A 14,097-nucleotide genomic window follows, 5' to 3' on the forward strand; every position below is an offset into this window, starting at 1 on the left:
TCCAACCTATAGGGTTACCGTATTAGGATAGGTGCCGTAAGCTTGCTTTATATGTATCCATTATGAACTGATAAAGCTTGAGCAGCGGCACTGACAACAAATTAAAAAGGAAGATAATATGACAACTTTAAGTCCAACAGATGTGGTCATCGTAGATGGCGTGCGCTCAGCGATGGGAAAATCTAAAAACGGTATGTTCCGTCACGTGCGTGCTGATGACATGTCAGCTGACTTGATGCGCGCTTTGGTCGCCCGTAATGATTTTGATCCAAAGGAGGTCGAAGACGTGATTTGGGGCTGCGTACAGCAAACCCTAGAACAGGCTTATAATATCGGTCGTAATGCGGCGCTTTTAGCTGATATTCCAACTACCGTTGGTGGTCAAACCGTCAACCGTCTGTGCGGCTCATCCATGCAGGCTATCCATACCGCAGCGGCGCAGATTATGACGGGTCAAGGCGATATTTTTATCGTCGGCGGCGTCGAGCACATGGGTCACGTCGGTATGATGCATGGTTTAGATATCAACCCTGCAGCCTCTAAGCATTATGCTAAGGCCTCCTACATGATGGGTTTGACCGCCGAGATGCTTGGTCGTATGAACAACGTTAGCCGCGAGGAGCAAGACGCTTTTGGTCTTGAGTCGCATCGCCGTGCGTGGGCTGCAACTACCGAGGGTCGTTTTGATAATGAAATCGTCGGTATCGAAGGCCATGATGAAGCAGGTCGTTTGCAGCTGTGTACTGTCGATGAGGTGATCCGTCCTGACGCTACAATGGAGCAGATGCAAGGCCTACGCCCAGCCTTTGATCCAAAAGGAACAGTAACTGCAGCCACGTCATCAGCGTTGTCTGATGGTGCCTCGGCTATGCTTATGATGAGTGCGCAAAAAGCCAAAGATTTAGGTCTAAAACCACGCGCGCGTATTCGTAGCATGGCGATTGCTGGCTGTGATGCTGCTATTATGGGTTATGGCCCGGTACCTGCGACCAAAAAAGCGCTTAAACGTGCTGGCATGAGCATCGGTGACATGCAAACCATTGAGCTGAATGAAGCCTTTGCCGCGCAAAGCCTATCGGTACTTAAAAATATGGATCTAGAGGACAAGCAAGATATCGTTAACATCAACGGTGGCGCGATTGCTTTGGGTCATCCACTCGGCTGCTCAGGCTCGCGTATTACCGTCACTTTGCTAAATGCCATGGAGCAAATGGATACCGAGATTGGCCTTGCCACCATGTGTATTGGTTTGGGTCAAGGTATCTCTACGGTTATCGAGCGGGTTTAAGCTTATATTGACACTATTTAGATTAGATTTGTACCATTTTAATTGATATTTATTTGATATGAGTCTTAATAGAGCCCTTAATCATTTTGGTTAAGGGCTTTATGTTTCGTAGTAGCAAAACTTGACAGCAAAGATAATTACTTTATTTTTACTTTGCTATCAAGTGTTATTAAAAATTATCGTTATTGACGCATCGACTAAACTGTGACTAAATAAGGGTAAGTTTAGCAGTATTTATTTTAATAACAGTATTGATTTTAAACACACTGTGGTATTCGCCGCAGTCGTACAAGGAGTGTACTATGCCTACTATGATTTCTGATCGCACTTATAGAATAGCTCGCGAAGATACGCAGGCAATGATCATTGATGTGCAAGAACGTTTGACACCGCACATATTAGATCATGAAGAGATTGTTAAAAAGATCGTTACTCTTATCAAAGGCTTGCAAGCTCTTAATGTTCCCATCATGCTTAACGAACAATATAAAAAAGGTTTGGGTGATACGTTACCTGAGATCAAAGAGGTGCTTGAAGGCAGTAACGCTGAAGGTTTTGAAAAGGTGACCTTTAGTGCTTGTGATAACAATGATTCTTGGCATTATCTTGCTCAACAAAACCGTAGTATAGTCTTACTGGTTGGGGCTGAAGCCCATGTCTGCGTCCTACAAACCGCGCTTGATCTGCTTGATAATGGTATGCAGCCAGTAATCATTGGCGACGCGGTAGGTTCACGTTTTCCTTACGATAAAAAACAAGCCATTCGCCGTATTCGAAGGGCAGGCGGAGTCATTACTACTGTAGAAACCGTTCTTTTTGAGCTGTGCCGTAGTAGCCAAGACCCAGCATTTAAGACCATTAGTAATTTGATCAAGTAGCCCGCTCATGAGATGATGTCAGTGATTAAAACAGACAAACGAAGGTAATATGATGAATAGGGTAAAGCAGTCCGGTTTAAAATATTTCTTAGTAGCGGTATTTTCAATGCTAATAATACCGCTAACCTCTGCTGCCACGCCTAGTACAAGTGGTGACAAGCTAGCAGCAGACGCCAAAAAACAGATTGGTGTAACAGTCAACTACGATCCTGCTTATCGTAAAATAGAGTTTCCACGTGGTGATGTGCCTAAAAACACAGGTAGGGCAGCTGATGTGATCATTCGCGCTTATCGATTACAAAACATAGATTTGCAGCAATTGGTTAATGTGGATATGCAAGAGAACTGGGCCGTATATCCAAAGCTGTGGGATTTAGAATCCCCGGACAAAAATATCGATCATCGCCGGGTACCTAATCTAGAAACGTTTTTTGAACGTCATGGACAATCGTTGTCGACTACTGATAAGGAGAGTTTTGAGGCAGGAGATATTGTGACTTGGCGATTAACGGACGGTAATAAGCCGCATATAGGTATTGTTTCCAACAAAAAGGCCGCTGATGGTACGCCATTGATTATTCATAATATTGACGAGGGTACACGGGAAGAAAATATTTTATTTAAGTATCCTATCCGTAAACATTTTCGCTATTAGGTTGAGTATTAATTTTGAATCTTAATACTATTTTAATTAGTACGGTTTTAAAGGCTATAAAAAGCGCTTTTAACGTTTATTAGAGCCATGACTAGAGCTAGTATGGTTAGTTTGATGCACAATTTGCTCGACTTGCATAAAATCAGTATGACGGACATCTTTGCCGCTGGTGCAAAAAATAACCAACTCAGCAATATTACGCGCATGATCACCTACGCGCTCAAGTGCTCGTAATACCCACAAGATATTGATAACTTTGGATACATGGCGGCTATCTTCCATAATATAGGTCATCAATGATCGCGTGGCCGATTGATACTCCTCGTTGACCGCATCATCGCTTTGTAGTACTGCAAATGCCTGCTGAGGATTCATCCGCGTGAATGCATCAAGGGCATCAAGCAGCATTAGGCGCACCTGATTGGATAAATGCTGCACCTCCAAATAGCCTCGCGGCGACGCACCAACCTCAATCAATTGACCTGCCATACGAGCTATCTTACTGGCTTCATCGCCCACACGTTCTAGATCAACCACGCCTTTGCTCAGCGCCATAACTAAGCGCAAATCATTCGCTGCTGGCTGCCTTTTTGCGACCAGTAGCATAATTTGTTCATCAATTTTAATCTCTAACTGATTGATCAGCTGATCATCTGCCACCACCTTTGTGGCTGCCTGTTCATCCGCTTCTATCAAGGCCCGGGTGGCAATAGTCACTTGCTCTGCTACCATGTGCCCCATCTGCATAAATAAATCGATAACTGCACGCAAGTCATGATCAAAACTTTTGGATAAATGCTTTTCAGACATCGGCATCGCGGTTCCCTTATATTGTATTGGTTTGCGTAATAAAGTTTTGCATATAGTCAATCTCAAATAAAACTGACATATTTAGCCACGTGCTGCTGGTATTCATTTTACTTGCGTGCTGTGTCTACGCTGACAGAGGCTGCGTAAAACAAATACCAGCAGCACTGAGTTGTAACACCTTTAAAGTGACCTAGCTATAATAAAATGATGCTTAATAGAATAACTGCTCTAAAACAAGACAGATTTAGCCATAACGCCCCGTAATATAGTCCTCTGTCGCTTTTTGCGTGGGGCTAGTAAATATCTGATCGGTTGCGCCCATCTCTACCATATCGCCCAAATACATATAAGCGGTGTAATCGGAGACACGCGCGGCTTGTTGCATGTTGTGGGTTACGATAGCAATGGTGTAGTCGTTTTTTAGATCAGTAATCAAGTCTTCGATAGCGCCTGTCGAGATGGGATCAAGTGCTGAGGTTGGCTCATCTAATAGCAATACTTCAGGTTTGGTTGCCACACTGCGAGCGATACACAGACGCTGCTGTTGACCACCAGATAAGGACAGTCCAGACGCCTTTAACTTGTCTTTCACCTCAGGCCATAATGCCGCCTTTTTTAGCGCCCATTCGACCCGCTCCTCCATCTCTGATTTGCTCATTTTTTCATACAAGCGTACCCCAAAGGCGACATTGTCATAGATCGACATCGGAAACGGCGTTGGCTTTTGGAACATCATACCGACACGCGCCCGCAGCAGATTCACATCCACCTCTTTGCCCAAAATATTTTTGCCATCAAGGCTGATTTGACCTTCAGCACGCATACTAGGGTATAAGTCGTACATACGGTTAAGGGTGCGTAGCAGCGTTGATTTACCGCAGCCTGATGGGCCAATAAAAGCAGTTACCATCTTTTCTGGTATATCGATGTTGATGTTTTTTAAGGCTTGAAAATCACCATAATAAAAATTCAAATCGCGAATGGTTATCTTAGCCGTGGGCATATTATCAGGGATATCTGCCACGGTTTGCTGAGTAAGGCGCGTGCTATCGGGTTGCTTGCTCTGACCTTTATTAAAGGTGGGTGGTAAGCGGTTTTTTTTGATGATAGGCATAAGCGTTTTCTGTTTCACATTTTTTCTCTCTAGGACGTCAGTCATAATGGTATCCAGCCCTTTTAAATTTACGTTAAATCAGCATATGGTTACGTTAAATCAGGGTATTATTAATTAAGGTAATATTAGTCATAGTGTTTCCTGTTTTGAGCTATCGGCTGTGATCTTTACCGCCGATAAAGCGAGCAAGGATATTCAAAGTTAATACCGTCGTGGTAATGAGTAGTGCCGCTGCCCAAGCTAGCGCATGCCAGTTGTCATAAGGGCTCATAGCAAATTGGTAAATAGTGTTTGGTAAGTTGGCCATCGGCCCCGTCATGTCGGTACTAAAGTACTGGTTGTTTAAGGCGGTAAACAACAGCGGCGCGGTCTCACCAGTAATACGAGCAAACGCCAATAGCACCCCTGTGGTCAAGCCAGCTCTTGCCGCTTTAATGGTGACCGTCGTTACCAGCTTCCATTTTGGTGTACCTAGGGCATACGCCGCTTCGCGCAGGGTATTGGGTACTAGATTGAGCATGTTTTCAGTGGTACGCACCACAACGGGAATCACAATCAATGCCAGCGCGATCGCGCCTGCCCAACCTGAGAAACTTTGACCTTTGACCATCAGTGCATAAACAAACAGCCCAATAACGATTGAAGGAGCAGACAGCAAAATATCGTTTAAAAATCGCGTGACCTTACCTAATAGGCTGCCATGCGAGAATTCCGCTAAGTAAATGCCTGCCATCATGCCGATGGGGGCGCCAATCGCTAGACCCGAAAAAGCCAGCATTGCTGAGCCGACGATAGCGTTACGCAGACCACCCTCACTCATAGGCGGCGGTGTATCAGCCACAAATACGGGCATCTCGACTAAACCTTGAAAGCCTTCGGTGAGAAGTGTAACCAAAATCCAAAGCAGCCAAAACAAACCAAATATCATGGCCGACATCGCAAACCCAAGCCCTAGTCTGTTTATAAAACGACGCTTGTTATAGAGGCTTTTGCTGTAGCGATCCTCAAAGCTTGAAGAGGGCTTAGTAATCACAGGCGCTAAAGTCATAAAAGGCTTGTCCTTTTTGGTTTGGATAGGGCAGCTTCGTACTGAAGCTTTACTGAATTTTTAATTGCCAGCTTTTTGGTCAATACGCATGAGCATCAATTTAGAGATAGACAACACGATAAAGGTAATCACAAACAGAATCAGCCCTAAATGCAGCAATGACGCTAAGTGCAACTCACTTGATGCCTCGGCAAACTCATTGGCCAATGCTGAGGTAATGGTGACGCCAGAAGTAAAGAGACTTGGGCTGATATTAAAGGCATTGCCAATCAAAAAGGTCACTGCCATAGTCTCACCCAATGCGCGACCAAGACCCAAAATCACCCCACCGACCACGCCTGCTTTGGTATATGGAAGGACAATTTTGAACATCACCTCCCACGTGGTGGCGCCCATACCATAAGCTGATTCTTTTAATAAGTCAGGCACTACAGAGAACACATCGCGCATGGTGGCGGCAATAAAGGGAATAATCATAATCGCCAGCACTAACGAGGCGGTAAACATACCCAGCCCCATGGGCGCACCAGTAAACAGCTTGCCGATGATAGGTAGCGGCCCAATATTTTCAATAAACCAAGGTTGAATGTGATCGCCAAAGAACGGTGCAAATACAAATAACCCCCACATACCGTAAATGATAGAAGGGATGCCGGCCAAAAGCTCAATGGCAATACCTAATGGCCTTTTCAAAAAAACAGGGCATAATTCGGTTAAGAAGATGGCAATACCGAAGCTGACGGGTACCGCAATGCAGATCGCGATCATTGAGGTGACGAGGGTACCGTAAATGGGCGCTAGTGCCCCGTATTGATTGCCTACTGTATCCCAGTTATTGCTGGTATAAAACCCAAGACCAAATTCGCTGATACTCGGCCATGCACCCACAACTAACGAGAGCATGATGCCGCCAAGCGCCAATAGAACCAATATGGCAAACGCTTTGGTCGCATTGACAAAAACGGCATCAATGCGTCTTTGTTTGGCTATTCGATGCTTTGCCAATTGGGATTTTAGATCTGCCATAAAAGCCTCAATACTCTAATTAGCCTAGTAAGTTATGGTTTTAATAGAACTGCGCTTTAGTTAATCTGACTAAGAAGGGTTATAAACAGGCTGCCCTTTGCTATCGACGACCTCATTCCATTTGGCTTTAAATAAATCCACAGCAGTATCAGAAAAAGGTACATAATCAAGCGCCATAGCGTCGTCATCCCCTTGAGCATAAGCCCAGTCAAAGAATTTAAATACACCAGCGATTTGCTGCGCATCTTCAGGCTGCTTATGCACTAAGATAAAGGTAGCCGCAGCGATTGGCCATGCTTGCTCGGTCTCGGAGTTGGTGATAATTTTATAAAACCCTTCTTGCTGTGACCAATCGATGTCACCAGCGGCGGCGAAGGTCTCAGCAGAGGGCTGTACCACGTTACCTGCCGCGTTTTTGAGGGCGACGTGTGACATACCGTTTTGTTTGGCATATGCATATTCAACATAACCGATAGCGTTATTCATACGTGTTACGTAGCTTGAAACGCCCTCGTTGCCTTTGCCGCCCGCACCCGTTGCTGAAGTTGGCCATTTCACCGTTTTATCCACGCCAACATTGTCTTTCCAGTCGCTGGAGACTTTAGCCAGATAATCAGTGAAATTAAAAGTCGTACCCGAACCGTCTGAGCGAAATACCGTGGTAATAGCGGCATCAGGAAGGGTTAACTCAGGATTCATAGCAGCGATGGTAGGGTCATTCCAGTTGCTGATCTTGCCAAGGTAGATATCTGCTAACATCTCCCCATCTAGCTGCAACTGACCCGGTTCAATACCTTCGATATTGACGACAGGGACGACGCCGCCGATGACGGTTGGGAACTGAATCAGTCCTGCCTCACTCAGCTCATCTGGAGTCATAGGGGCGTCAGATGCACCAAAGTCTACCGTTTTGGCGATGATTTGCTTGATACCACCGGATGAGCCGATTGACTGATAATTCACTTGACCGCCTGTTGCCTTGTTATAGGCATCTGACCATTTAGCATAGACAGGCTGTGGAAAAGAAGCGCCAGCTCCGGTGATGTTCAGGGATATGTTTTCAGCCGAATTGGCATCACCAGAAGCAGCCGTTGCCGTATTAGCTGATACTGCGCTATCAATGGTTTCATTATCGTTGCTACTAGTCGTTTGATTGCAAGCAGCTAAGGTAAAGGCACTAACGACGGCTACCGTTATTAATGAATGACGCATTATTTCTCCTAAAAGTTTTTTTTATCAGGCATTTATAAATAACAATGACAACGCTGCAACTATGCCCTGTGGTTAATGAGCCCATTGTGACAAGCAAATATGACAGTTTGATGACATAAAAAATATTTATAAAAATATGTCAAAAGTGACTGTATTTTTTATTTAGGATTGATCATAGTGAGGGTATTTAAATAGAAGAGAACAGACCCTAGTATAATGACGGAGCTTTATTTCAATCATTTATGCAATGAGAACCTTATGTCATCAACCTTGTCATCAGCTTCGTCGTCTGCGATATCGTCAGCTCGCTCATCAACGCTTTCAAACACTATTAATATGCATGAGGTGACCGAGTTTCTATTAGCGCTTGATGCCCTAAAGCATGTCAATCGCCGTAACCACATTACTAAAAACGGTAGTGAGTCGCTGCGAGTAGAGAATTCCGCCGAGCATTCATGGCACTTAGCGATGGCGTGCTGGTCAATAGCGGAGTTATTTGAGCTGGACGTGAATCATGAGACATTGCTAAAAATGGCACTGGTGCATGATTTAGGAGAGATTGATGCGGGTGACACGTTTTTGTATGCTCGCGCCCGCAGTGATGCGCACATCAAAGAGCGTGACGGTATAGCACGACTGCAAGCCCAGCAGGGTAACGGGATTGGCAACTTGAGTAAAATCTGGGAGGAGCAAGAGACTGGCAATAGCACTGAGACCCAACTGCTAAAAGTAGTGGATCGGCTATTGCCTTTTTTGTTGAATCTAAACACTGAGGGCAGGACGTGGATAGAGCTGGGTATCACACGTTCACAAGTAGCTGGGGCACATGAGTTTATTGCCGATACTTTTCCTGCAGTGCATCAGTGGCTGGTCACCCAAATTGATTATGCGACCAAGCAAGGCTGGCTGATTGATGCTTGAGTTTTATTAGACCTTAGCCACGCCTAATAATTGACCCATTTGTACCACACTATTTGCGTGTAAACCATTTAACCAATCTGCCTTTGCCTCTTTTGGCAAGATGACGATAGCGGTTGAACCCAGATAAAAACGCCCAAGCTCATCGCCTTTCTCGAGCTTCATATTGTGCTCGTCTTCTTGAATATCATCGGTGCGTACAATTTTGCCAGTAGCGACACTTTGGATACCGGCGACAATCATCGCACCAACCATGACCACCGCCGCTTTGCCATACTGAGTATCAAACAGACAAACCAAACGCTCGTTGCGAGCAAACAAATCAGGCACGTTGGCAGCGGTAGTGTTGTTGACTGAAAACAGCGTACCCGGCACATAACGAGTCTTTGTCAGCGTACCGGCAAAAGGCATATGCACACGGTGATAATTGCTTGGCGCTAGATAGATGGTTGCAAAGCTACCATCAGCGAAATAATGACCGTCGCTGCTATCAGCAAGTAGTTGTCCTATATCGTAGTGGCGACCTTTAGCTTGTAGTAGCTTACTGTCATCAATTTGTCCAAGCTGCGATATGATACCGTCAGCGGGACTAACAATGCCGTTTGCGGTTGGGTCTATCGCCCGTGCCTCGTCTTTGAGCTCACGGGTAAAAAAGTCATTAAAGCTCTCATAGGCATTAAAGCTCTGACGTTCATATTCGTCTAGGCTGACACCATAAGCTTTGGCAAAACTGCGGATAAAGGCGCGCTTGACGACAGGGTGACGACTGGCGGCTAAGCGTCCAGCAATTTTGCTTAGTTTTTGTTGGGGAACAAATTGTTGTATGGTGGTAAATAAGGTCATAGTGGGCTACCGAAATATTTTTAGAATGAAAATAGGCTATGAAGACGGAAAAAATATGAGGTTGTATTTTATCATGGACAACGTCTGCCCGTGTGATCATAATCGATCAAAGCTACGAATATCATGAATAAAGGGTTAGTGAATGAAGGCACTTATACAGCGAGTAAGCACTGCTAATGTGGAAGTTGATAACAACTGTGTGGGTTCAATTGAATATGGAATACTGGCGTATGTTGGGCTGGGGCATGATGATAACTTGCAAAGTACGCAGCGGATGATTGATAAAATTCTCACCTATCGTATTTTTGAGAATGATAGCGACCCTGCGAAGCGTGGTAAATTGGATCAAAACGTCCAGCAAGTTGGCGGTGGGTTACTGTTAATACCGCAGTTTACGTTAATGGCAAAGACTGATAAAGGTCGCCGTCCTGACTTTGGCGGAGCGATGGCGCCAGATAGCGCCCAAGCGTTATTCGCTGATATGATAGTCTATGCCAAATCGCAATATCCAAAGATTGCCAGCGGTCAGTTCGGGGCTGATATGCAAGTAACCAGTATCAATGATGGACCACTGAACTTTTTATTAGAAATAATTTAAATGTAAATGTCATCAAACTGTCATAATTAATCGGTTTAATGAGCAAACATTGGCGAGTGCTTATCGTCTTTTTGAACGCCAACTATTTTTTGTATCTTAAGAAAGGCTGTCATATGCAAAATGAACAGATTTTAATTGTCGAAGATGAGCCAGCGATTCGCGAGATGGTGGTGATGACGTTAGAGATGGCTGGATTTGAGAGTTTGCAGGCGGCTGATGTCTTAGAGGCGCATCAGCAAGTCGTTGATCATCGTCCGGCACTGATTTTGCTCGATTGGATGTTACCCGGTGATAAAAGCGGCATTGATTTTTGCCGTATGCTCAAAAGCGATGAGCTACTCTCTGAGATCCCTGTCATTATGTTGACCGCCAAAAGCGAGGAAGATAGTAAGGTTCACGGTCTTGATGCTGGCGCTGATGACTATATGACCAAACCTTTCTCCACCCGTGAGCTGATTTCACGGATAAAGGCGGTATTGCGCCGTAGCAGTGCGCTTGGTACTGAGAAGACGATCGACGTAGGTAAGCTGAGCCTAGATCCTAAAAGTCAGCGCGTCACCGCTGATGGTACGCTCATAAATATCGGTCCGACAGAGTATCGATTGCTGGCGTTTTTTATGAGTCATCCGGAGCGTGCTTATACGCGAGCACAGTTGCTAGATCAGGTCTGGGGCGGTAATGTTTACATCGAAGATCGCACGATTGATGTCCATATTCGGCGTTTACGTAAACTGTTGCGACCATATGACTGTGATACCTTGATCCAAACGGTTCGTGGTACTGGCTATCGGTTCTCTAATTTAGTTGAGCAAGAGTAGGGTCTGTTGAACATTCTAATATTAGAGCTGCTTATAAAGACGGTGGATAAACACGATGACGCCTAGAGACACTGACTCGCAAGATACGCAAAACCAAGATTCTCAACAAAGCACAACGGATCAACTCACAAAAATCAGAAGCGCGCTACGAGCACTACGTGATGCGGTGATTTTGCTCAATGATGATGATGGTTTGGAGTGGTGGAATCAGGCGGCCGAGGATCTATTATTATTGCAACCAGACGATCAGGGTAAGTGCATTTTTGACTTCATTACAGCACCTGAATTCCGAAAGTATTATCAGAATGTAACGTCGCCTAACGATGGCGTGCATATCGCCTCATGGCGAGATCCAAAGCGTTATTTAAAGTGTGAGCTCACCCATTTTGGGGATGAAAAGCTGCTGATCATTTATGATGTGACCCGTTTGCAGCATCTGGAGCAAATGCGCCGCGACTTTGTGGCCAATGTCTCTCATGAGCTGCGCACGCCTCTAACGGTGCTGATGGGTTACCTTGAAAACTTCTCAGATCAGCCAGACATGCCTCCGCATTGGCAGCGCGGTTTTGAGCTGATGACCCAGCAGACCGCACGGATGAATAGAGTGGTGAATGACTTATTGCTGCTATCTCGCATCGAGATCGAAGAGACCCATGAGTTACATTATATCGATATGAGCAGCCTGCTCACCCATGTCTATAATGACGCACAGGTTTATAATCAAGAATATGGGCATACGATTAGCTTGCAGATAGATACGGACGCTGGTTTATTTGGTTCAGAGATGTATCTCAATAGCGCATTATCCAATCTGGTTGTTAATGCGATCAAATATACCCCTAAAGGCGGCAATATCGTCATCAGTTGGACAAAAACTCTAGAGGGCTGCCGATTTGCAGTCACAGATGATGGGATTGGCATTGCCCAACAGCATATTACCCGTTTAACTGAGCGTTTTTATCGCGTCGATAGTGGTCGTAGCCGTGCTACCGGAGGGACAGGGTTGGGACTGGCGATTGTAAAACATGTCTTGTATCAATATAACGCAAATTTACAAATTGAATCGGTAGAAGGCGTAGGTTCGACATTTAGTGCCGTATTCCCAAGCGCTCATGTTCGCTCTATGCCTAACAATACAACTGCTCATACTAAGCCAGATCCTGCTATCATCCGTTCAAAATAAAAAAGATCGCGCTGTATCGGTTTTAAAGTGAAGCGATTAAATTTGAAGTGACTAAAAGTAAATCTATAGTCAATCCCAAATAAAACTGACATATTTAGCCACGTGCTACTGATATTAATTTTACTTGCGTGCTGTGTCATTGCAGCCAGAGGCTGCGCAAAATTAATATCAGTAGCACTAAGTTGTAACACTTTTAAAGTGACTTAGCTATACCTGACACGCTCCATTTTTGCTTCGCCAAGTTATGAATCAACTATTAGCTGTCAGGTTTTATCAGTAATGGATAGGGATTGACCGCTTGCCCGTTAATATAAATACCATAATGCACGTGCGGCGGTGTGCCTTTGGCATTACCACTATCGCCGACATAGCCGATCGTGTCACCCACATCAACCCAGTCATTGGGATCAATATCAGCATAATCTTCCAAATGCGCATAATAATGCCCCGCACCGCCAGGCCCGACGATGACGACGACGCGGCCGCCTAAGTTATTATGACCCACTTTTCTGACGATACCTTGGGTGGTGGCTTGAATAGGGGTGCCACGATCCGCAAATATATCGATGCCCTCATGACTGCGACCTTGGCTTCGCGCCGCGCCCCAAGTATCTGTTAAATGCTGGCCGGGTAATGGACTGGGTAGGCTATTTTCTGTAGGCAATTCTTGCTGCATAAGGCTCAGCTGCTGCCATTTTGCGACTATAAAAGACTGAGTTTGCTGACTAATACTGGGGAGTAATTTATCAAGTACAAACAACAAGGCTAGCACTACTAGTGATTTGAATAGCACACTAAGCAGACGACTGAAAAATGATGGTTTTTGGGGCTGGTTTTGTCTGTTAGAGGGCATTGGTCTCTCTGTTTCTCAAATGGTTTTGAGGCGTATAATTGAGTGGTACTATAGGTTTGTTGTTTTATACCTTTTATAGTTGATATTAAAGTATCAATTTTATTTTGTGTCGACTATATATATTATAGCGTCTACTTCTTCATTCAGCTTATAACGGTTTTGATTTATGAACAACCCTGCCACCGCGCTTATTATAGATACTGAAACCGATCAAGGCCGTGATCCACGGCCTATTCAAGTAGCCACAATCGATGTGGCTACTGGTTTTGAATGGATGAAATATTTTAATAGCGGCCGTCCGATATCGCCCATTGTGATCAAAGTACATGGTATTACTGACGATGATGTTGCTGGACTCGAGCGTTTTGAGTTAGAACAATTTGAGTTGCCAGAGTACCTTATCGGCCACAACGTGCGTTTTGACTGGCGAGTAATAGGTCGGCCCTCTGCCAAGCTTATTTGTACGGTAAGGCTGGCGCGCGTAGCTTTTCCAGAATGGCGCTATTATGGCCAGTCCAAATGTATCGAGCAGCTATTGGGCAAGGCTGAGGCCAGTCAAATGACTATCGCCGCTCACGACGCGCTAGGAGATGCGCGCATGTGTTATTTGCTCTATAAAGCGTGCTGCGCGCGCCTTGAGATTGAGCCAACCGATTTGGCGGCAGCGCATGCCATCGCAAACACGGCTCATCCCATTAGCAGAATGCCATTTGGTAAGCATAAAGGCAAGCTGATAAAAGACGTGCCTATCAGCTATATCAAATGGATGCTGGGGAACATTCACAATATGCAGCCGTCGCTATATTCTGCTTTGAATAAACGTTTGGAGGCTGAGCGAGCACAGGATTTGTAG

15 protein-coding genes are annotated in these 14,097 nt (G+C 45.0%); 8 read left to right on the forward strand and 7 right to left on the reverse strand.

Going from position 1 to position 14,097, the window contains the following annotated elements:
* Positions 1 to 118: 118 nt before the first annotated feature.
* The 3 genes from fadA (at position 119) to ACR63N_RS01405 (ending at position 2,821) form a co-directional block, all read left to right on the forward strand.
* Positions 119 to 1,288, forward strand: a complete 1,170-nt coding sequence (fadA, locus tag ACR63N_RS01395) for an acetyl-CoA C-acyltransferase FadA (protein ID WP_367107354.1) — start codon at positions 119 to 121, stop codon at positions 1,286 to 1,288.
* A gap of 302 nt (positions 1,289 to 1,590) precedes the next feature.
* On the forward strand, positions 1,591 to 2,166 hold the full coding sequence (locus tag ACR63N_RS01400; protein WP_367105066.1) for an isochorismatase family protein: 576 nt from the start codon (positions 1,591 to 1,593) through the stop codon (positions 2,164 to 2,166).
* A 49-nt stretch (positions 2,167 to 2,215) separates the two neighbouring features.
* Positions 2,216 to 2,821, forward strand: a complete 606-nt coding sequence (locus tag ACR63N_RS01405; RefSeq protein ID WP_367105067.1) for a DUF1287 domain-containing protein — start codon at positions 2,216 to 2,218, stop codon at positions 2,819 to 2,821.
* A 69-nt stretch (positions 2,822 to 2,890) separates the two neighbouring features.
* On the opposite strand, the gene phoU is transcribed toward ACR63N_RS01405, so the two are convergent.
* From phoU to pstS, 5 genes are all read right to left on the reverse strand, one after another.
* Positions 2,891 to 3,637: a phosphate signaling complex protein PhoU gene (gene phoU / locus ACR63N_RS01410; protein WP_367107352.1), complete on the reverse strand. Its 747-nt coding sequence runs from the start codon at positions 3,635 to 3,637 to the stop codon at positions 2,891 to 2,893.
* A gap of 238 nt (positions 3,638 to 3,875) precedes the next feature.
* Positions 3,876 to 4,790: a phosphate ABC transporter ATP-binding protein PstB gene (gene pstB / locus ACR63N_RS01415; protein ID WP_472782355.1), complete on the reverse strand. Its 915-nt coding sequence runs from the start codon at positions 4,788 to 4,790 to the stop codon at positions 3,876 to 3,878.
* Positions 4,791 to 4,896: 106 nt separating this feature from the next.
* On the reverse strand, positions 4,897 to 5,793 hold the full coding sequence (gene pstA, locus ACR63N_RS01420; protein ID WP_367105069.1) for a phosphate ABC transporter permease PstA: 897 nt from the start codon (positions 5,791 to 5,793) through the stop codon (positions 4,897 to 4,899).
* 60 nt (positions 5,794 to 5,853) lie between these two features.
* Entirely contained in the window at positions 5,854 to 6,819 is a 966-nt protein-coding gene (pstC, locus tag ACR63N_RS01425) for a phosphate ABC transporter permease subunit PstC (RefSeq protein WP_367107351.1), read from the reverse strand.
* A gap of 69 nt (positions 6,820 to 6,888) precedes the next feature.
* Complete coding sequence (gene pstS, locus ACR63N_RS01430) at positions 6,889 to 8,031, reverse strand: phosphate ABC transporter substrate-binding protein PstS (RefSeq protein WP_367107350.1); 1,143 nt, start codon at positions 8,029 to 8,031, stop codon at positions 6,889 to 6,891.
* Positions 8,032 to 8,289: 258 nt separating this feature from the next.
* Between pstS and ACR63N_RS01435 the strand changes: the two genes are divergently transcribed.
* Positions 8,290 to 8,952 (forward strand): HD domain-containing protein, encoded by a 663-nt coding sequence (locus tag ACR63N_RS01435; RefSeq protein WP_367107349.1) that lies wholly within the window; start codon positions 8,290 to 8,292, stop codon positions 8,950 to 8,952.
* Between the two features lie 6 nt (positions 8,953 to 8,958).
* On the opposite strand, the gene asd is transcribed toward ACR63N_RS01435, so the two are convergent.
* The gene (asd, locus tag ACR63N_RS01440; RefSeq protein WP_367107348.1) at positions 8,959 to 9,792 is read right to left on the reverse strand and encodes an archaetidylserine decarboxylase; all 834 of its coding nucleotides are present in this window, start codon (positions 9,790 to 9,792) and stop codon (positions 8,959 to 8,961) included.
* Between the two features lie 142 nt (positions 9,793 to 9,934).
* On the opposite strand from asd, the gene dtd reads away from it, so the two are divergent.
* From dtd to phoR, 3 genes are all read left to right on the forward strand, one after another.
* Positions 9,935 to 10,390, forward strand: coding sequence for a D-aminoacyl-tRNA deacylase (gene dtd / locus ACR63N_RS01445; protein WP_367105074.1), 456 nt, complete (start codon positions 9,935 to 9,937; stop codon positions 10,388 to 10,390).
* 113 nt (positions 10,391 to 10,503) lie between these two features.
* Entirely contained in the window at positions 10,504 to 11,208 is a 705-nt protein-coding gene (gene phoB, locus ACR63N_RS01450) for a phosphate regulon transcriptional regulator PhoB (protein ID WP_367107347.1), read from the forward strand.
* Between the two features lie 55 nt (positions 11,209 to 11,263).
* Positions 11,264 to 12,391 (forward strand): phosphate regulon sensor histidine kinase PhoR, encoded by a 1,128-nt coding sequence (phoR, locus tag ACR63N_RS01455; RefSeq protein WP_472782356.1) that lies wholly within the window; start codon positions 11,264 to 11,266, stop codon positions 12,389 to 12,391.
* Positions 12,392 to 12,647: 256 nt separating this feature from the next.
* Here the strand turns inward: phoR and ACR63N_RS01460 are convergent, their stop codons facing one another.
* Positions 12,648 to 13,244 (reverse strand): M23 family metallopeptidase, encoded by a 597-nt coding sequence (locus ACR63N_RS01460; protein WP_367105077.1) that lies wholly within the window; start codon positions 13,242 to 13,244, stop codon positions 12,648 to 12,650.
* 166 nt (positions 13,245 to 13,410) lie between these two features.
* On the opposite strand from ACR63N_RS01460, the gene ACR63N_RS01465 reads away from it, so the two are divergent.
* Entirely contained in the window at positions 13,411 to 14,097 is a 687-nt protein-coding gene (locus ACR63N_RS01465) for a putative quorum-sensing-regulated virulence factor (RefSeq protein WP_367105078.1), read from the forward strand.

The sequence above is a fragment of the Psychrobacter sp. M4 genome (assembly GCF_055699795.1).